This window comes from Kitasatospora cineracea (assembly GCF_003751605.1).
Lineage (GTDB): Bacteria > Actinomycetota > Actinomycetes > Streptomycetales > Streptomycetaceae > Kitasatospora > Kitasatospora cineracea.
The window spans coordinates 270,291-289,557 of the sequence record NZ_RJVJ01000002.1 but is presented as its reverse complement, the minus strand read 5'-3'; the positions used below and the strand labels follow the sequence as shown (position 1 = coordinate 289,557).

The 19,267-nt window shown below is 75.2% G+C and carries 13 protein-coding genes, 3 pseudogenes and 1 riboswitch; of the genes and pseudogenes, 12 read left to right on the top strand and 4 right to left on the bottom strand.

Features of this window, described 5'->3' with window-relative positions; all coding sequences use genetic code 11:
- Positions 1–25: 25 nt before the first annotated feature.
- The 8 genes and pseudogenes from EDD39_RS27805 to EDD39_RS27770 all read left to right on the top strand — a co-directional run.
- Positions 26–418, top strand: coding sequence for a hypothetical protein (locus tag EDD39_RS27805; RefSeq protein WP_123561348.1), 393 nt, complete (start codon positions 26–28; stop codon positions 416–418).
- Entirely contained in the window at positions 412–1,560 is a 1,149-nt protein-coding gene (locus tag EDD39_RS27800) for an acyl-CoA dehydrogenase family protein (protein WP_148089543.1), read from the top strand. Before EDD39_RS27805 ends, EDD39_RS27800 begins: the two co-directional genes overlap by 7 nt.
- A complete protein-coding gene (locus EDD39_RS27795) occupies positions 1,557–1,802 on the top strand; it encodes a phosphopantetheine-binding protein (protein WP_162870231.1) in 246 nt (81 codons plus the stop codon). The genes EDD39_RS27800 and EDD39_RS27795 overlap by 4 nt, the downstream gene beginning before the upstream one ends.
- Complete coding sequence (locus tag EDD39_RS27790; protein WP_123561342.1) at positions 1,802–3,346, top strand: amino acid adenylation domain-containing protein; 1,545 nt, start codon at positions 1,802–1,804, stop codon at positions 3,344–3,346. The genes EDD39_RS27795 and EDD39_RS27790 overlap by 1 nt, the downstream gene beginning before the upstream one ends.
- Entirely contained in the window at positions 3,340–4,641 is a 1,302-nt protein-coding gene (locus tag EDD39_RS27785; protein WP_123561340.1) for an MFS transporter, read from the top strand. Before EDD39_RS27790 ends, EDD39_RS27785 begins: the two co-directional genes overlap by 7 nt.
- On the top strand, positions 4,641–5,540 hold the full coding sequence (locus EDD39_RS27780; protein WP_162870230.1) for a class I SAM-dependent methyltransferase: 900 nt from the start codon (positions 4,641–4,643) through the stop codon (positions 5,538–5,540). The genes EDD39_RS27785 and EDD39_RS27780 overlap by 1 nt, the downstream gene beginning before the upstream one ends.
- 8 nt (positions 5,541–5,548) lie before the next feature.
- Entirely contained in the window at positions 5,549–7,879 is a 2,331-nt protein-coding gene (gene hypF / locus EDD39_RS27775) for a carbamoyltransferase HypF (protein WP_123561335.1), read from the top strand.
- A gap of 186 nt (positions 7,880–8,065) precedes the next feature.
- A pseudogene (locus EDD39_RS27770) lies at positions 8,066–8,188 on the top strand (transposase); the annotation flags it as partial.
- Between the two features lie 166 nt (positions 8,189–8,354).
- On the opposite strand, the pseudogene EDD39_RS42785 reads toward EDD39_RS27770, so the two are convergent.
- Together EDD39_RS42785 and EDD39_RS27765 are read right to left on the bottom strand one after the other, a co-directional pair.
- Positions 8,355–8,531, bottom strand: a pseudogene (locus EDD39_RS42785) (IS630 family transposase); the annotation flags it as partial.
- Between the two features lie 135 nt (positions 8,532–8,666).
- Positions 8,667–8,861 (bottom strand): annotated as a pseudogene (locus tag EDD39_RS27765) (GTP cyclohydrolase); the annotation flags it as partial.
- 280 nt (positions 8,862–9,141) lie between these two features.
- On the opposite strand from EDD39_RS27765, the gene EDD39_RS27760 reads away from it, so the two are divergent.
- The gene (locus tag EDD39_RS27760; protein ID WP_123561334.1) at positions 9,142–9,912 is read left to right on the top strand and encodes a VOC family protein; all 771 of its coding nucleotides are present in this window, start codon (positions 9,142–9,144) and stop codon (positions 9,910–9,912) included.
- A gap of 116 nt (positions 9,913–10,028) precedes the next feature.
- Here the strand turns inward: EDD39_RS27760 and lnt are convergent, their stop codons facing one another.
- Both lnt and cobN read right to left on the bottom strand, forming a co-directional pair.
- Positions 10,029–11,588 carry an apolipoprotein N-acyltransferase gene (lnt, locus tag EDD39_RS27755; RefSeq protein WP_123561332.1) on the bottom strand — a complete coding sequence of 520 codons (1,560 nt, stop codon included), beginning with the start codon at positions 11,586–11,588 and terminating at the stop codon, positions 10,029–10,031.
- A gap of 92 nt (positions 11,589–11,680) precedes the next feature.
- Positions 11,681–15,289 (bottom strand): cobaltochelatase subunit CobN, encoded by a 3,609-nt coding sequence (gene cobN, locus EDD39_RS27750; RefSeq protein ID WP_123561330.1) that lies wholly within the window; start codon positions 15,287–15,289, stop codon positions 11,681–11,683.
- Between the two features lie 195 nt (positions 15,290–15,484).
- Positions 15,485–15,549, bottom strand: a riboswitch (cobalamin riboswitch).
- Positions 15,550–15,785: 236 nt separating this feature from the next.
- Here cobN and EDD39_RS27745 point away from each other — a divergent pair.
- From EDD39_RS27745 to EDD39_RS27735, 3 genes are read left to right on the top strand one after another with little or no spacing between them, the layout of a single operon-like run.
- Positions 15,786–17,006, top strand: a complete 1,221-nt coding sequence (locus EDD39_RS27745) for a cobalamin biosynthesis protein CobG (RefSeq protein WP_244257321.1) — start codon at positions 15,786–15,788, stop codon at positions 17,004–17,006.
- On the top strand, positions 17,003–17,629 hold the full coding sequence (locus EDD39_RS27740) for a precorrin-8X methylmutase (protein ID WP_030909799.1): 627 nt from the start codon (positions 17,003–17,005) through the stop codon (positions 17,627–17,629). The genes EDD39_RS27745 and EDD39_RS27740 overlap by 4 nt, the downstream gene beginning before the upstream one ends.
- Complete coding sequence (locus EDD39_RS27735; protein WP_123561327.1) at positions 17,626–19,263, top strand: precorrin-2 C(20)-methyltransferase; 1,638 nt, start codon at positions 17,626–17,628, stop codon at positions 19,261–19,263. Before EDD39_RS27740 ends, EDD39_RS27735 begins: the two co-directional genes overlap by 4 nt.
- Positions 19,264–19,267: the final 4 nt, after the last annotated feature.

Below are 19,267 nucleotides of genomic sequence, written 5' to 3'. Positions count from 1 at the left end.
GCAACGGAGGGTGCGGCCCGTCGGGGTGACGGACGCCGCCGCGGTCGGTGCGTTGTACGGGACGGAGCGGGAGGCCGAGATGGCGTCCCGGCTCGCCCGGACCGGCCCGGCCGGTGCCACCGCGTACTACGCGTTGGAGGCGGGGGGCGAGATCGCCGCCGTCTTCGCGCTGACCGCGTTGGGGCGGCTGCGGCCGGGCACCGCGCACCGGGTCCTGCTGCACGAGTTCAAGCTCGGCGCGCGGTTCCGCGGGACCGGCGCGGTGGACCAGGTGCTGACCTGGCTGCGGTCTCCCGCCGGGGTGGGCCCGGAGACGGAGGTGCTCGCCCTGGCGCCCCCGGGCCGGCTGCCCGAGGCGTTCGCCCGGCACGGCCTGGTGTCCTCGCTGCAGGCGTTCAGTTGGGAAGCGGCGTGCTGACGGAGCGGGCCGCCGGTCCGGCCCCCGCCGAAGCGTTCACCGCGTGGTTGCCCGGAGTGCGGAGCTGGGCGGCCGCGGCGCGGCCGACCCGGGCCGACTGGGCCGCGGGGGCCGGGCTGGGTCTGCTGTCGCTGTCCGTCCCGACCGGATCCGGCGGGGCGGGGGCCGGCTACCTGGCGACGTGCCGCGCCTGGGAAGCAGCCGGTGAGTCGGCGGTGCTGGCGGGCGCCGACGAGCCGGGCGGGCTGCTGTTCGGCATGGCCGCGCACCTGTGGGCCTGCCAGGAGCCGCTGCTGGCCTTCGGCACGCCCGGGCAGCACGCGGCGCTGCTGCCCGGCATGCTGACGGGCTCGGTGGCGGGCGCGTTCGCGGCCACCGAGGACGAAGCCGGTTCGGACGTGTTCTCGATGCGGACCCGTGCGGAGCGGGACGACGCGGGGCGGTGGCGGCTCGACGGGGCGAAGGCGTTCGTCACCAACGCCCCGTTCGCCGACGTGTTCCTGGTGCTGGCCCGCACCGGCGCGGGCAGCGCGCTCGGCGCGCTGTCGGCGTTCCTGGTGCCACGCGGCACGGCGGGCCTGACGGTGGGGCCGGCGCTCACCCAGGTGGGACCGGCCGGGGCCGCGATGGCCCCGGTGCAGTTCGACGGCGTCCGGGTCGGGCCCGACGCCTGCCTGGGCGGTGAGGGAGCCGGGTTCGCGGTGCTGATGCACGCGATGCGCCACGAGCGGGCCATGATCCTGGCCCCGGCCGTGGGCCTGATGGCCGGCGCGCTCGCCCGCGCCGTCGAGCACGCCCGCCGCCGGGTGCAGTTCGGCCGCCCGATCGGTGCGTTCGACTCCGTGCGGGAGCGGCTGGTCGACGCCGAACTGTCCGTCACCGCCGCCCGGGAAGTGCTGCACGGCACCGCTCGGCTCGCCGACCTGGGTGAACTGACGCACCGGCGTGCCGCCTTGACGAAGCTCCACGTGAGCCGGGAGTTCGGCCGACTGGGCCGGCGCCTGGCCGATCTGTACGGCGGCTACGCGGTGCTGCCCAGCACCGGGATCGCCCAGTTGCTGCAGGACGCGCTGGCCAGCCGCTTCTACTCGGGAACGGAGGACATGCAGGTGAAGGTGATCGCTGAGGGGTGGGGCCTGTGAGCGCCGCCGACCCGGTCCTGGAGACCGTCCGGGCCGCGGTCCGGGCCGCGGCGCCGGCCTTCACCGGCGACGACACCACCGAGCTGATCCTGGAACGGGTCCTCGACTCGCTGGCGCTGGTCGGTGTGGTGGCCCGGTTGGAGCACGAACTCGGCGTGTCGATCCGGGACACCGAGGTGCTGCCCCGGAACTTCCACTCCGTCACCGCGATCCGGGCCTTCCTCGCCACCAAGGGCCGCTGATGGCCGCTGAGCGGCGGCTCACCGCCGACCTGCGCCGCACGGCCGACCTGCACGGCGGGCGAACCGCGGTGATCGACGGCTCCGGCGCGCTGAGCTACGCCGAACTGGACGCGGCGGTGGACGTCCTGGCCGGAGCGCTGCGCGCGCACGGAGTACGGCCGGGTGACGCCGTCGCGTGGTGCGGGAGCAGGTCCGCAACCGCCGTGGCGGTGGTGCACGCGGTGCTACGGGCGGGCGCCGGCTACGCGCCGCTGGACCCGGACGGCCCCGCGGGGCGGGCGGCGCGGCTGGTGGAACGGCTGCGTCCGCGGGCCGTCGTCGCCGACGGGCCTGCCCGGTCGGCGTGGGAGGCGGTCGGCGCCGGTTCGAGTTGGTCGCCGCTGCCGACAACCGGGGCCACCGAACTGTGGATCGCCCTCGTCCCGGAGCCCCGCGCCGTCCCTGCCGAGCAGCCCGCCTACGTACTGCACACCTCGGGCAGCACAGGGGTGCCGAAGGGCGTGGTGCACACCCACGACAGCGCGGCGGCGTTCGTGGACTGGGGGGTGTCCGAACTCGGCCTCGGCCCGGACGACGTGCTGCTCAACTCGGCACCGCTGCACTTCGACCTGTCGACCCTCGATCTGTTCGGGGCGTGCCGGGTGGGCGCGGCCGTGGCGGTGCTGCCGCCGTCCGTGGCCCCGTTCCCGGCGGGCTACGCCGACTTCCTGCGGCGCTCCGGCGCCACCGTCTGGTACACGGTGCCGTCCGCGCTGGCCTGGCTGACCGCCCGCGGGACGGAGCTGCTGTCGGAGCTGAAGGGCCTGCGCGCGGCCGTGTTCGCGGGCGAGGCACTCCGCCCGGCCGACGTGGACCGCCTGCGCACGGTGCTGCCCGGTCTGCGGGTGTGGAACTGGTACGGGCCGACCGAGACCAACGTGTGCGCCTCGTACGAGCTCCCGCCGGACCACGGGCCGAACCGGCCGGCTCCGATCGGCCGGGCCGCCGCGGGAGCCGAACTCCTGATCGTCGACGACCGTTCGGAGCAGGTCGCCGACGGCGAACCGGGCCGGTTGCTGGTGCGCGGGGCCACCCTCATGGCGGGCTACGCCGACGGGCGGGAGGTGTTCGTCCGCACCGCCGACGGGCGGACCTGGTACCCCACCGGAGACCTGGTCCGGCGCGACGCCGACGGTCTGCTGGCCTACCTCGGCCGGACCGACCAGCAGGTCAAATCACGCGGGTACCGGATCGAGCTCGGCGAGGTGGAGGCGTTGATCGGCGCGCTGCCCGAGGTGCGGTCGTGCGTGGCGGTGGCGGTACCCGACGACCTGCTCGGCACCGCGGTCGTCGGCTTCGTCCGGCCGGCCGAGCGGCCGCCCGGGCCGTCGTCCGGGCTGGCGGCCGCCGTCCGCGCCGCGCTGCCGTCCTACCTGGTGCCGGCCCGGCTGTTCGTCCTCACCGGGGACTTCCCCCGGCTCAGTAGCGGGAAGACCGACCGGGCCGCGCTGGCGGCCGGTGCCGTCGGCGACGGCGCTCTCGAAGGGACGGACCGGGTGTGGTGACCGGAACCGGCGAGCAGACCCGGACGGGACCGGCCCGCGGCGCGGACGGCGACTCGGAAGTGCTGCGGGACCCGCGGTTCCGACGGCTGTGGACGGCGAACGGGTTCCGGGACACCGCGGCCGAGGTGGCCGGATTCTCGCTGCCCGTCACCGCCGTGGTGCTGCTGCACGCGACGGCTCTGGAGGCGAGCCTGGTCGCGGTGTTCACCCGGCTCGGCTACCTGCTGGTGGGCTTGCCGGCCGGGGCCTGGGTCGACCGGTGGCGCAAGCGGACGGTCCTGCTGGCCGCCGACCTGGCCTACGCGCTGGCGTTCGCCAGCGTCCCGGCGACGTACGCACTGGGCTGCCTGACGATCCCCCAGCTGTTCGCGGTCGCCTTCGTCGCCAGCGTGGCGGGGGTCTTCTTCGACGTCGCTCACACCAGCGTGCTGCCGCTGCTGGTCTCCAAGCGCCGGGTCGCCGACGCCAACGCCCGGCTGCAGACCTCCGAGAACACGATCCGGACGGTCTCCCCCGGCACGGCCGGCCTGCTCACCCAAGCCGTCCCGGCCCCGCTGCTGTACGGCCTCGCCGCCTGCCTGCACCTGCTGTCCAGCCTGCTGGTGCGCGGCGTCCGCCCGGAGACGGACGTGGCCCGGCCCGCCGACGGGACGCGCCGATTGCGCCACGACATCGCCGCGGGAATCCGGGTGACGACCCGTCAGCCACTGGTGCGGCTGCTGATGGCCCAGGCGGCGCTCAACAACCTGGGCGCGGGCGTGATCCTGGCGGTCCTGCCGGTGTTCCTGCTGCACGACCTCGGCCTCGCGCCGTGGTTGTACGGCGCGCTGTCGACGGCGGGCGCCGCGGCGGGCGTGCTGTCCTCGCTGGTCGGTCCCCGGCTGCGGCGGCGGCTCGGCGAGATCCGGATGGTCTTCGTGTTCTCCGCATCGGCCCCGGTCGCGGCCGTCGGCGCGCCGCTTGCCGGGCTCGCGCCGGGTGCGGCGGTGCCGCTGGTCGCGGCCGCCCAGGTACTGATCGGCTTCGTCGTGGTCGGACGGGCGATCGCCTCCGCGGGCCTGCGGGCCCGGGTGACACCGACCCGCTACATGGCCCGGGTCGCCGCAGCGGCCGGCGTCGTCACCCAGGGCACCACCCCGCTGGGGGCACTGCTGGGCGGCCTGCTGGCCACGTCCTGGTCCGCGGCCGCCGCCCTCTGGGCGGGCGTCGCGCTGATGGCGCTGCCCGTCGTCCTGCTGGCCCGCTCGCCGCTGCGCGGACACCGCACCCTGCCGGTCGAATGGGAGGAAGACTGATGAGGGACGAGAACCACGAGACGTACGCGTCGAACGAGGCTGCGGGTCGACCCGCCGGCTCCCGCCCCCCGGCGACGGCGGACCGGTCGTCCCGCCGTGCCCACGGACCGGTGGTGCCGATCGGGGACGCGTTCGGGAACGCGGTGCGCCGGGCGTGGCGACGGGGCGGGGCACCGGGCGCGGCCCACGAGGTCATCGAGCGCGACGACGGGCTGTTGACGGTCCACGACTCCGGCCGGTACTTCACCGGACCGGCGGAGTGGAACGCCGTGGAGCGCCTGGCGGTCGAGGAGGCCCGAGGGCGGGTGCTCGACGTCGGCTGCGGTCCGGGGCGGCACGCGGTGCACATGCGTGCCCGTCACCTGCCTGTGCTCGGCGTGGAGCCGTCAGCGGGTGCGGCCGCGGTGGCCCGCGAGCGCGGGGTGGAGGTGCTGGAGGCCCGGCTGGACGAGTTGCAGCCCGACCTGGGCGGGTTCGACACCGTCCTGCTCGGCGGCCAGAACCTCGGTCTGCTGGGCAACCGCGAGCAGGCACCGCAGCTGCTCGCGCTGCTCGCCGACCTGACCACGGCGGACGGGGTGCTGCTGGGCGTCGGCATCGACCCGGAGCGGCTGAAGAGCCCCGAACACGCCCGGTACGCCGACGCGAACCGGGCCGCCGGGCGGCTACCCGGCCAGCAGCGCTTCCGTGTCCGCGACGGGGCGGTCGCCACGGACTGGTTCGACTACCTGCTCGCCTCCCCCACCGAACTGGAGCAGTTGGCCGTCGGCACCGGCTGGACCCTGGCCGAGGTGACCGAGGACGGCCCGCACTACCTGGCGCGCCTGGAACGGCGAGGCCGACCGGACCCGCGCCCGACCCGTGGCGGTGCCCCCGCGCCCGCCCGACCCGAATCCTGAGGAGCGACATGCGGACAACCCTCCAGCGCCGGCGAATCCGGGTCCGCGGCATCGTCCAGGGCGTCGGCTTCCGGCCGTTCGTCTACCAGGAGGCCCGGCGCCACCGGCTCACCGGTTTCGTCGGCAACGACGCGGACGGGGTCTTCATCGAGGCCGAGGGCGCCCCGAAGGACGTGTCGGCATTCGTCACCGCGCTGCGCGACCAGGCCCCGCCGCTCGCGCGGGTGGACGGGATCACCGAGCAGGACCTGGCACCCCGCGGCGGCGAGGAGTTCACCATCGTCGCCAGTCGGGGCCACCACGAGCAGCGCAACACCCTGATCGCACCGGACTCCGCGATCTGCGCGGACTGCCTGGCCGAACTGCTGGACCCGGCCGACCGGCGCCACCGCTACCCGTTCATCAACTGCACCAACTGCGGGCCGCGGTTCACCATCTCCCGGGACATCCCGTACGACCGCGCCAACACCACGATGAGCGGCTTCCCGCTCTGCGCCCGCTGCCGCGCCGAGTACACCGACCCCGCCGACCGCCGCTTCCACGCCCAGCCGAACGCCTGCCCCGACTGCGGCCCCCGACTCTCCTTCGCCGACCGGCGCGAGCAGCCCGGGCCGGGCGACGGGCCGCTCGACCGGGCGGCACGGCTGCTCGCCGACGGCGGGATCCTCGCCGTGAAGGGCCTCGGCGGATTCCACCTGGCCTGCGACGCCACCGACCCGACAGCCGTGGCGGAGCTGCGACGACGCAAGGGCCGGGAAGCGAAACCGCTGGCCGTCATGGTGCCCGACCTGGCCACCGCCGAGTCGCTGTGCGCGATCTCCGCCGAGGAGCGACGGTTGCTGGAATCCCCTCAACGACCGATCGTCCTGCTGCGCCGGCACCACGGCTCGACGGACATGACGCCCGTCGCCCCCGACACCGGGACCCTCGGGGTCATGCTCCCCTACACGCCGATGCACCACGTGCTGCTGGACGCCTACCGGGCCGTGCGGCCGGTGGACCGGCCCGCCGTACTGGTGATGACGAGTGCGAACGCCTCGGACGACCCGATCGTCTACCGCGACGAGGACGCACTGGCACAGTTGCCCGGCATCGCCGACGCCGTGCTGCTCCACGACCGGCCGATTCACATGCGGTGCGACGACTCGCTGGTCCGGATGGCGCCCGGCGGGCCGCAGGTGCTGCGCCGGGCCCGTGGCCACGCCCCCGCCCCGGTCACCCTGCCGGAGGCGTCACCCGTACCCCTGCTGGCCTGCGGCTCCAACAACAAGGCGACCTTCTGCCTCGTCAAGGACGACCAGGCGTTCGTCAGCCACCACATCGGGAAGCTCGACGCGCCGCGTGCCGCCGAGTCGTACGCACGGACCGTCGAGCACTACCGTCGCCTGTTCGACGTCGCTCCCGTCGTCGTCGTGCACGACTACCACCCGCGCTACCGCTCGACCCGCTACGCCCTCGAATCGGGGATACCGGTGAAGATCGGCGTCCAGCACCACGAGGCGCACATCGCCAGCGTCATTGCCGAGCACCGGATCACCGGTCAGGTGATCGGCGTCGCCGCCGACGGCACCGGCCACGGACCGGACGGCACCATCTGGGGCGGCGAGGTGCTGGTCGGTGGCCTGCGAGGGTTCTCCCGGTTCGCGCACCTCACCCCGGTACCGCTGCCCGGCGCTCGGCAGGCGGTCCGGCGGCCGTGGATGCTCGGCTACGTGTACCTGCGGGCGGCGTTCGGCGACGACGCCGACCCCGCCGCGCTGCCGCTGCTGCGCGAACTGCCGCCGGAGCGCACCGCCGCCCTTGACCGCCTGATCGCCGACCGAGCCGCCTCACCGCTCACGTCCAGCGCGGGCCGCCTGTTCGACGCGGTCTCCGCGATCCTCGGCCTGCGCCACCACAACCAGTACGAGGGACAGGCCGCAGTCGCGCTGGAGGAACTCGCCTTGCGCCATCGGGCACCCACCCGTGCGCTACCGCCGACCGACGGGGTTCTCGCCGAGGGCGGGCCGATCGACACGCCGGCGCTGGTCCGTGCCCTTGTCGAGGACCTGCGCGCGGGCTGCGGGCTCGCCGAGACTGCCCACCGTTTCCACGTCCGGCTCGCGACAGTACTGGCCGCCCGTTGCCGGGCCGCCCGACGTCGGCATGGGCTCGACAGGGTGGCGCTGAGCGGCGGCGTCTTCCAGAACACCCTGCTGCTCGGCCTGCTCACCACCGAACTGCAGGCCGATGGCTTCACGGTCTACCGGAACGCGGTCGTCCCGTGCAACGACGGCGGCCTCAGCCTCGGCCAGGCTGCCATTGCCGCCGCCCGCCTCCGTGACCTGCTCCACCCCTGACAGGGCCCGCTGCGACCGGCGGTCTCCTTCCGACACCGCGTTGAGAATTCGTAACACGATCTTGCTGATCGTTGCTGGTGGAGCGTAACCGGTGTGACGACCCGTCCGTTCGTGATGGCGTGAGCAACAAGCCGTGGGTCGTGGGCGACGAGCTGCGGGCCAGGATCGAGCTGCTGCTGCCGGCGTGGCATCCTGTTCGTGCTGCACACCGGCCTCACCCGGCAGCAGTTGCCGCCGGAGCTGGGATTCGGTTCCGGGCAGACCTGCCGGCGGAGGCTCGGCCGCTGGCAGGAGGCCGAGGTGTTCGAGTACGGTCTTCGCCGAGCGGTGACGGCAGTTGGGGGCCGGTAGACGGTGCCGCCGCGGAGCATGGCGAAGAGGACGCCGACGCGGCGTCGGGCGAGTGCGACGAGGGCTGCGTCGTGATGCTGGCCGGCTCCGACGGGCACCGGGAGCTGATGCTGCGCGACCTGCGCTGGATCGGTGCCGGCGTCCACCGCTGGTCCGCCCACCCGCGGGTCAGCGGACCGCGCTCCAACTCCCTTCCCAGTTTGGCGATCTGGCCCGGACCGGGCCTCGGGCGACCCGGCGAACCCTTCGGCCGGACGCCCACCTCTCCACGCTCGCGCCAGGCCCGCCGCCCTGCGCGTACCTCATACCTCACGAAACCAGGGCTACCGGAGCCGGCAGACCGCTGTCGGGCGAACGGCTCCGACATCACTCAATCAAGCTCAGTGGTTGCCGTTGCGTGTCCGCACTATTTGATTGTGATCGCAGTGCACGAGGGCTGGAGGGCGTAGGCGTCGAGCTTGTTGTAGAGGCCGATGCCGCGGCCCTCCTGGCGGAGGTGGAGGAGGTAGCCGCCGGTCTCGGCGATCCGCTGGACGGATTCGCGCAGCTGGGGGCCGCAGTCGCAGCGGGCGGAGCCGAAGACGTCGCCGGTGAGGCACTCGGAGTGCAGGCGGACCAGGGGGGTGGCGGCGGCCACCGGGTTGTTCAAATTCGAACCGGATCGTGCTCGCCCGACGCTACACCGTGGTTCCAATTCGAACAACTGGCGTCCCGGACGGCATTCCCCGCCCCGCCGGCCCCGTCGTTCGTGCGGACGCACGGCCCTCCCGTTCGGCCCACCAGCCCCCGGCTACCCGCCGGTACCCCGGCAAGGTGGACAGGGAGACGGAGCGGGCGGGGCGACGCGACGACCCGGCGACGGGGGCGCGGACCCGACCCGAGGCAGCGCGAGCTTGGGAGATGAGCCGACCGTGAAGATCACCGAACCGAGCCCCGGCGCGCCCTGCTGGGTGGAGCTCGCCACCGAGGACCCGGCCGCCGCCAGGGTCTTCTACCACGAGCTGTTCGGCTGGCGCGCCGAGACGGCGGCCGACGAGCAGGCCCGCGGCTACACCCGGCTGTACCTGGGCGAGCAGCTGGTCGCCGGACTCGGCGGCCTGCTGCGGCCCGACCGGGCCACCGCCTGGACCATCGGCTTCCACACCGCCGACGCCGACAGCACCGCCGACGAGATCGCCGACGCCGACGGCCGGCTGATCGTCCCCCCGACGGACGCCCCGGACCGGGGCCGCTTCACGGTCGCCGCCGACCCCACCGGCGCGGTCTTCGCCACCTGGCAGCCCGCCGGGCTGCACGGCGTCGACCTGCGCGACGAGCCCGGCGCCCTCGGCTGGGTCGAACTCGCCACCCGGGACCCGCGGGCCGCCGCCGAGTTCTACGCCCGGGTGTTCGGCTGGAGCGTCAACACCGGCGAGATGTACACCGAATTCGGCCTGGGCGGACGGGACTTCGGCGGCATGATGGACATGTCCGACCAGTTCCCGGCCGAGGTGCTGCCGTACTGGATGCCGTACTTCGCGGTCGCCGACGTCGACCTCGGCGCCGAGCGCGCCGCCCTGCTCGGCGCCACCGTCACCCTCCCGCCCACCGACGTCCCCGACGGGCCGCGGCTGGCCGTGCTGCGCGACCCGCAGGGCGCGGTCTTCGGCATCCACGTGGCGGAGGAGGGGGACGGCAAGTAGTTCGGGGGATGGGAGAAGGGGGGAAGGGGGCGGGGCCCGGGCGGCGGCGTTCGCGCAGGCGGGGAGAGGGGGCGGCCAGTAGTCCGAGGGAGAGAAGAGAGGAGAAGGGGGGCGGGTCAGACCCGGGCCGGGGGTGCGCCGGTGGGGGTGGTGGACGGCGGGGGGCCCGGGCGGCGGCGTTCGCGCAGGAGGGGGAGGGCGGCGGTGGCGGCTGCGGCGAGGACCACGGCGAGGGCGGTCAGCGGGACCCAGTCGCCCAGCCGGACGTACCAGGTGCGGGCAGAGGGGGCGGCGAGGGAGAGCCGCACGGTCACGGCGCCGGACTCGTCGGTGGTCAGCCGGACCAGCCGCCGGCCCTGGGCGTCGTACGCGACGGATTCGCCGGTGAGGGCGGCCTGGACGACGGGGCGGCCGGTCTCGGCGGCGCGCAGGGCGCCCAGTGAGGCGTGCTGGGCGGGGGCCCAGGTGGACTGGAAGGTGGACGTCGCGGACTGGTAGACGATCAGGGCGGCGCCCTGCTGGGCGCTGGTGCGCGACATGTCGGGGAACGCCGACTCGAAGCAGATCAGGGTGCCGACCGGCAGCGGGCGCCCGTCCCGGTCGACGACCGGGAGCAGGTGCACCGCGCTGCCGGGGGCCCGGTTCTCGCCCGCGGCCGCGCTCACCCCGGCGATCCAGCCGAGCAGCGGGCGCAGCGGGATGTACTCGCCGAACGGGACCAGCCGGATCTTCCGGTAGCGGGCGACCAGGCCCGAACCGTCCACCAGGACCGCGTCCTTGGAGATCCGGCCGTCCGCCTTCCGGGCGTCCTCGCCGACCAGCAGCTGCGCGCCGGTGCTGCGGGAGAGGGCCGCCAGCCGGTCCACCGTGGACTGCTTCCGGTCCAGGTCGTCGGTGGTCGAGCTCTCGCCCCACACCACCAGGTCCACCGGGCGGCCCGCCAGCGAGCGGGTGATCTTGATGTTGGCCTCCAGCCGGGCCTGCTCGTCCGGCGTCGGACCGGACTGCACCAGCCCCACCGAGGCCGAGCCGGCGGTCGCCGGGGCGGCCTGCTCGGCGAACACCAGCGGCCCCGCCAGCAGCACCGCCAGCGCGGCCGTCCCCGCCGCCGCGCGCAGCCGCACCTCGTGCGCGCACAGCAGCACCAGCAGCGCCGTGTTCACCGTGACCAGCGCCCAACTCACCAGCCACACCCCGCCGATGGAGGCCAGCGAGAGCACCGCCGGGTGCTCCCACTGGGTGGCGCCGAGCAGCGCCCACGGCCCGCCCAGCGCGTCCCAGGAGCGGACGAACTCGGCGCTCACCCACACCGCGGGCAGCACCGCCAGCGCGGCCGCGGCCCGGCGCGCCGTCGGCTCGCCGTGCAGCAGCCACCACGCGGCCAGGCCCAACGGGGCCTGCAGGGCCCCGAACAGCACCGCCAGCACCGGCAGCGCCGGGCCGATCGACGGGATCAGCCAGTACATCCCGGTCAGGATGAACCCGGCGCCGAACCACCAGCCGCGCACCGCCGCCTCGCGCGGACCGTCCGCCGCCCGCATCAGCAGCAGCCCCGGTACCAGCGCCGCCCAGGCCAGCCAGGCCAGGCCGACGCCGGGGAAGGTCAGGACGGGCAGCGTGCCCGAGGCCAGCGCGCCGTAGCGGGCCGGGCGGGTGAGTGCGGTTCGCAGGCTCATGCGGAGATTGTCCGCCCGGGAGGGCGGGAAGGCACCCCTATTCGATCATCGGCATGTCAGGGTCGCCCTCCTCCTGCCCCGATCCCGCGCGCTCACTCGCCCTCGAGGTCGCCCTCCGTCTCCAGCAGCACCTGCCGCAGCTCGTCCAGCAGCGCCGCGTCCGGCTCCGCCCACAGGCCGCGCCCGGCGGCCTCCAGCAGGCGTTCGGCGATGCCGTGCAGGGCCCACGGGTTGGCCTCGGCGAAGAACTCGCGGTTGACCGGGTCGAGCACGTACTCCTCGGTCAGCTTCTCGTACATCCAGTCGGCGACCACGCCGGTGGTCGCGTCGTAGCCGAACAGGTAGTCGACGGTCGCGGCCATCTCGAACGCGCCCTTGTAGCCGTGCCGGCGCATCGCCTCCAGCCAGCGCGGGTTGACCACCCGGGCCCGGAAGACCCGGGCCGCCTCCTCGGTCAGGGTGCGGGTGCGCACCGTCTCCGGGCGGGTGGAGTCGCCGATGTACGCGGCCGGGCTGCTGCCCGTCAGGGCCCGCACGGTGGCCACCATGCCGCCGTGGTACTGGAAGTAGTCGTCGGAGTCGGCGATGTCGTGCTCGCGGGTGTCGGTGTTCTTCGCGGCGACGGTGATCCGCCGGTAGGCGCTCTCCATCTCCTCGCGCGCGGGCCGCCCGTCCAGGCCGCGCCCGTACGCGTAGCCGCCCCACACCGTGTACACCTCGGCGAGGTCGGCGTCGGTGCGCCAGTCCCGGCTGTCGATCAGCTGGAGCAGGCCCGCGCCGTAGGTGCCCGGGCGGGACCCGAACACCCGTACCGTGGCCCGGCGTTCGTCGCCGTGCTCGGCCAGGTCGGCCTGGACGTGGGCCCGGACGAAGTTGTCGGCGTCCGGCTCCTCCTGGCGGGCCGCGAGGCGCACCGCGTCGTCCAGCAGGGCCACCACGTGCGGGAAGGCGTCCCGGAAGAAGCCCGAGATGCGCAGTGTCACGTCGATCCGCGGACGGCCCAACTCGGCGAGCGGGACCGGCTCCAGGCCGGTGACCCGGCGCGAGGCGTCGTCCCACACCGGGCGCACGCCCAGCAGCGCGAACGCCTCGGCGATGTCGTCGCCCGCGGTGCGCATCGCCGAGGTGCCCCAGAGCGAGAGGCCCACCGAGGGCGGGAACTGGCCGTCGTTGTCGGCCCGGTAGCGCTCGACCAGGGAGGCGGCCAGCGCCTGACCGGTCTCCCAGGCGAGCCGGGAGGGGACGGCCTTCGGGTCGACCGAGTAGAAGTTGCGGCCGGTGGGCAGGACGTTGACCAGCCCGCGCAGCGGGGAACCGGAGGGCCCGGCCGGAACGAAGCCGCCCCGCAGGGCGTGCAGCACCGCGTCCAACTCGTCGGTGGTGGCGGCGAGTCGGGGCACCAGCTGGGTCGCGGCGAAGGACAGCACGTCGGCGACGGCGGAGGGGAGGCCCTCGGCGACCCCGGCGACCGCGGCGGGGTTCCAGTCCTCGGCCTCCATCGCCTCGACCAGCGCGCGGGCCTCGGCCTCGGCGGCGTCCGTCGCGCCCAGGGTCAGCGCCGCCTCGTCCAGGCCCAGCGCCTCGCGCAGGCCCGGCAGGGCGCGCACGCCGCCCCAGATCTGCCGGGCCCGCAGGATCGACAGCACGATGTTGACCCGGTCGGTGCCCGCCGGGGCCTGGCCCAGCACGTGCAGGCCGTCGCGGATCTGGGCGTCCTTCACCTCGCACAGCCAGCCGTCGACGTGCAGCAGGAAGTCGTCGAAGCCGTCGTCCTCGGGCCGCTCGGCCAGGCCCAGGTCGTGGTCCAGCTTGGCGGCCTGGATCAGCGTCCAGATCTGCGCCCGGATCGCGGGCAGCTTCGCCGGGTCCATCGCCGCGATGTTCGAGTGCTCGTCGAGGAGTTGCTCCAGGCGGGCGATGTCGCCGTAGGAGTCGGCGCGCGCCATCGGCGGCACCAGGTGGTCGACCAGCGTGGCGTGCGCCCGGCGCTTGGCCTGGGTGCCCTCGCCCGGGTCGTTCACCAGGAACGGGTAGACGAGCGGGAGATCGCCCAGCGCCGCGTCCGGGCCGCACTCCGCCGACAGTGCGGCGGTCTTGCCCGGCAGCCACTCCAGGTTGCCGTGCTTGCCCAGGTGCACCACCGCGTGCGCGCCGAAACCGCCGTCCGCGCGGTCCGCCGCGATCCACCGGTACGCCGCCAGGTAGTGGTGGCTGGGCGGCAGATCGGGGTCGTGGTAGATCGCCACCGGGTTCTCGCCGAACCCGCGCGGCGGCTGGACGAGCACCAGCAGGTTGCCGGAGCGGATGCCCGCCAGCACCAGGTCGCCGTCCGGGTTCTGCGAACGGTCCACGTACAGCTCGCCCGGCGCCGGGCCCCAGTGCTCCTCCACCCGCTCGCGCAGCGCCGCCGGGAGGCCGGCGTACCAGCGGCGGTAGTCGGCGGCCGGGATGCGCACCGGGTTGCGGGCCAACTGCTCCTCGGTCAGCCACGCCTGGTCGTAGCCGCCCGCCTCGATCAGCGCGTGGATCAGCGCGTCGCCCTCGTGGCCGTGCTCGGTCCCGGTGTGGAAACCGGGCAGGCCGTCGCCCAGGTCCATGCCCTCCGCGTGCAGCCGCTCCAGCAGCCGGATCGCCGACGCCGGGGTGTCCAGGCCGACCGCGTTGCCCACCCGGGCGTGCTTGGTCGGGTACGCCGACAGCACGAGGGCCAGGCGGCGCTCGGCCGCCGGGGTGTGCCGCAGCCGGGCGTGCCGCACCGCGATGCCCGCGACCCGGGCCGCCCGCTCCGGGTCCGCCGCGTACACCGTCAGCCCGTCCTCGTCGACCTCCTTGAACGAGAACGGGACGGTGATCAGCCGCCCGTCGAACTCCGGGACGGCGACCTGGGTCGCCGTGTCCAGCGGGGACAGGCCGTCGTCGCTGCCCTCCCACTGCGCCCGCGACCAGGTCAGGCACAGGGCCTGGAGGATCGGCCGGTCCAGGGCGGCCAACGCGCCCGCGTCCCACGCCTCCTCGTCCCCGCCCGCCTGCGCGTCCGCGGGCCGGGTGCCGCCCGCCGCCAGCACGGTCGTCACGATCACGTCCGCCGCGCCCAGCTCCGCCAGCAGCTCCGGCTCCGCCCCGCGCAGCGAGGCGCAGAAGTACGCCCGGGCCTGCGCGCCCTGCTCCTCGACCGCCCGGCACAGCGTCTCCACGAACGCCGTGTTGCCGCTCATGTGGTGCGCCCGGTAGTACAGCACCGCGACGACCGGGCCCTGCGAGGTGCGGGCCTCCCGCTCCAGCGGGCCCCACGCGGGCGCCGACGCCGGGGGCGCGAAACCGTGCCCGGTCAGCAGCACCGTGTCGGACAGGAACGCGCCCAGCTCCGCCAGGTTCGCCGGACCGCCGTGCGCCAGGTACGCGTGCGCCTCCGCCGCGATGCCCGCCGGGACGGTCGACAGCTCCATCAGCTGCGCGTCCGGCGCCTGCTCACCCGTCAGCACCACCACCGGCAGCGGGCCCGCCAGCAGCGCGTCCAGACCCTCCTGCCAGGCCCGGCGCCCGCCCAGCAGCCGCACCACCACCAGCTCCACGCCGGTCAGCAGCGCGGGCAGCTCCGCGGGCGACAGCCGGGCCGGGTTGGCCCAGCGGAACGGCACCGGGCCGTCCGCCGCCCGGGCGCTCAGCAGGTCGGTGTCGGACGTCGACAGCAGCAGGATCATGCGGAAGCCCTCCCGGGCGTCTCGGACGGCACGGGGCGGGCGGAGCGCAACGGCCCGGGACAGGCGGCACAGGACGGCCCGGCGGCACGGGAGGACCCGGCGACGGCGGGCACCCGGCGGGGCACGGACATGCGGCAGCGCATGGAACAGCCTTCCTCGGGGTCCTCGCCCCGGGCAGTGGAGGACGGCCGGAGTTCCTGGCTCCCGCGGCTCACTGAGCCGCGGTCACAGTGGCGGGACCGCACCGGATTCGCACCGGACTTCCTCCGCTGTGCCGTCGCTGGCAGCGGACGCCCCGAGAGGCGCCCGCCAGCATCGTACGGGGTGATCGGCCCCCGGGGGAGTGTGACCTGCGACGCTGACCGAAACCCGACCGTCCGCGCCGCCCGCCCCCGGCCCACCCCGCGCTGAGCTGGGCAATCGCCCGCCCGCCCGGAGCGGCGGTGTGATGCACGAGGCGGTGGCGCGCGCCGGACCGATGGGTATGCTCGCCGCCATGCCACCCACACCCGACGCCGCCCAGGCACCCTCCGTCGGGCCCGACCGAGGCCGCGCCGACGCCTGCCCCGGCGCGCTCCGCCTGCACCCCGCCGAGGACGGGCACCTCGCCCGACTCCGCCTGCCCGGCGGACAGTTGACGCACCGTCAGCTGCTCGCCGTCGCCGACGCCGCCGACACCCTCGGCGACGGCGAGGCCGAGATCACCTCCCGCGGCAACCTCCAGCTGCGCGGCCTCGCCGCGGGCTGCGCAGCCGACCTCGCCGAACGCCTGCGCACCGTCGGACTGTTGCCCTCCGACACCCACGAACGCGTCCGCAACATCGTCGCCTCCCCGCTCGCCGGACTCGACGGCCGCGGCGCCGGAGGGAACCGAATCGCCGACTGGGTACGGGAGTTGGACCAGGCGCTGTGCGCCGCGCCGTGGGCCGCCGCACTGTCCGGCAAATTCCTGTTCGCCCTCGACGACGGCCGCGGCGACGTCGCCGCCCTCAACGCCGATGTGACCTTGCTCGCAGTCGGCGACGGCCGCGCCCTGCTCCGCCTCGGCCGCGCCCGCCGCGCCACCGCCGTCCACGACCCGGTGCCCGCCGCCCTCGACGCCGCCCGCCGCTTCCTCGACCTCGCCGCCGGCCGCGCCTGGCACCCGCGCGAGATCCAGGACGAACTGCCCGACGGCGACGTCCCGCTGCCCCCCTTCGCGGGCGAACCGCCCGCCCTGGGCGCCGTCCCCGGCGGCCTCTCCGTCGCCCCGCGCCTCGGCCGCCTCGGCAGCGCCCAGTGGCGGCTGCTCGCCGAAGCCCTCGGCGACACCTCCCCGCACCCCGCCCGGCTCACCCCCTGGCGCGGCGCCGTCCTGCCGCACGCCGACCCCCACTGGCTGCCGCGCCTGGCCGACGCCGGACTGCGCACCACCCCCGGCGGCCCCTGGGAAGGCGTCACCGCCTGCACCGGCCTGCCCGGCTGCGCCAAGTCGCTCGCCGACGTCCGCGCCCAGGCCGCCCGCGCCGTCGCCGCCGTCCCCGCCGAAGGACTGCCCGTCCACTGGTCCGGCTGCGCCCGCCGCTGCGGGCACCCCGCCGGCCGCTGGGTCGACGTCCTGGCCACCGCGGCCGGACACCGCGTCACCGTCGACGGCACCGTCCGCGACACCGAAGAGAACGACACGGCCGAGGCAGTCGCCGAAGCCCGGAACACCCCATGGCGGAGGCCCAAATGATCGACTACGAGAAGGACGGCGCGGCCATCTACCGCCAGTCCTTCGCCACCATCCGGGCCGAGGCCGACCTCGCCCACCTGCCCGCCGACGTCGCCCGGGTCGCCGTCCGGATGATCCACGCCTGCGGCATGACCGACCTGGTCGACGACCTGCTCTGGTCGCCGAACGCCGTCGCCGACGCCCGCCGCGCCCTGCTGGACGGCGCGCCGATCCTCTGCGACGTCAACATGGTCGCCAGCGGCGTGACCCGCAAGCGGCTGCCCGCCGACAACGAGGTGATCTGCACCCTCACCGACCCCGCCGTCCCCGAACTCGCCCGCACCATGGGCACCACCCGCAGCGCCGCCGCGATGGAACTCTGGCTGCCCCGCCTCGAAGGCGCCGTCGTCGCCGTCGGCAACGCCCCCACCTCGCTGTTCCGCCTGCTGGAGATGGTCGAGGCCGGCGCGCCCCGGCCCGCCGCCGTGATCGGCGTCCCGGTCGGCTTCATCGGCGCCGCCGAGTCCAAGCAGGCCCTCGCCGACCACCCCGCCGCCCTGGAACACCTCGTGGTCCGGGGCCGCCGCGGCGGCAGCGCCATCGCCGCCGCCGCCATCAACGCGATTGCGAGCGAAGAAGAATGACGGACCGTCAGACGACCGGAAAGCTCTACGGGGTGGGCGTCGGACCGGGCGACCCGTCGCTGGTCACCGTGCGCGCCGCCGAACTCATCGGCAAGGCCGACGTCATCGCCTACCACTGCGCCCGGCACGGCCGCTCGCACGCCCGGGCCATCGCCGAACGCTACCTGACCGGCGGCCAGGTGGAGGAGCGGCTGATGTACCCCGTCACCGTGGAGACCACCGACCACCCCGGCGGCTACCGCGGCGCCCTCGACGACTTCTACCGGGAAGCCTCCGAACGGCTCGCCGCCCACCTCGACGCCGGCCGCGACGTCGTCGTCCTCGCCGAGGGCGACCCGCTGTTCTACGGCTCCTACCAGCACATGCACAAGCGGCTCGCGCACCGCTACCCCACCGAGGTCGTCCCCGGCGTCACCTCGATCAGCGCCGCCGCCGCCCGCCTGGGCACCCCGCTGGTCGAGGCCGAGGAGATCCTCACGGTCATCCCCGGCACCCTCCCCGAGGAGGAGCTCGCCGCCCGGCTCGCCGCCACCGACTCCGCCGTCGTCATGAAGCTCGGCCGCACCTTCCCCGCCGTCCGCCGCGCCCTGGAGCGGGCCGGCCGCCTCGACGACGCCCGGTACGTGGAACGCGCCACCATGGAGGGCGAGCGCACCGGACGGCTGGCGGACGTCGACCCCGACGGCGTCCCGTACTTCTCGGTCGCCGTGCTGCCCAGCAAGGTCGCCGCGCTCGACTCCGCCGGGCAGCCCTTCCAGGCCCTGGCGGACGCCCCGGTCGCACCGGTCGCACCGGTCGCACCGCAGGAGCCGGTGGATGGGGCGGTCGGCGAGCCGGTCGGCGGAGAGGTCGACGGGGCGGTCGACGGGACGGTCGGCGAGGTCGTGGTGGTCGGCACCGGGCCCGCCGGGCCGCTCTGGCTCACCCCCGAGGCCCGCGGCGCCCTGGCGAACGCCACCGACCTGGTCGGCTACACCACCTACCTGGACCGGGTGCCGGTGCGGGCCGGGCAGGTCCGGCACGGCTCCGACAACAAGGTCGAGGGCGTCCGGGCCGAGTTCGCCCTCGAACTGGCCCGCCGCGGCCGCCGCGTCGCGGTGGTCTCCTCCGGCGACCCGGGCGTCTTCGCCATGGCCACCGCCGTCCTGGAGGCCGCCTGCGAGGACCCCTACCGGGACGTCCCGGTGCGGGTGCTGCCCGGCATGACCGCCGCGCACGCCGCCGCCTCCCGGGCCGGGGCGCCGCTCGGCCACGACTACGCGGTGATCTCGCTCTCCGACCGGCTCAAGCCCTGGGAGGTGATCGCCCGCCGGCTGCGCGCCGCCGCCGAGGCCGACCTGGTGCTCGCGCTCTACAACCCCGGCTCCAAGTCCCGTACCACACAGGTGGGTTCGGCCCGCGACCTGCTGCTGGAGTACCGCTCCCCGCAGACCCCCGTGGTGCTGGCCCGGGACGTCGGCGGCCCCACCGAGCGGGTCCGCACCGTCGCGCTCGCCGAACTCGACCCGGCCGACGTCGACATGCGCACCCTGCTGCTGGTCGGCTCCACCCAGACCCGGTGGGTGCGGCGCGGCGGCGACACCGAGGTGGTGTGGACGCCGCGCCGCTACCCCGAGGAGCAGAAGGGGAGTTGACGGA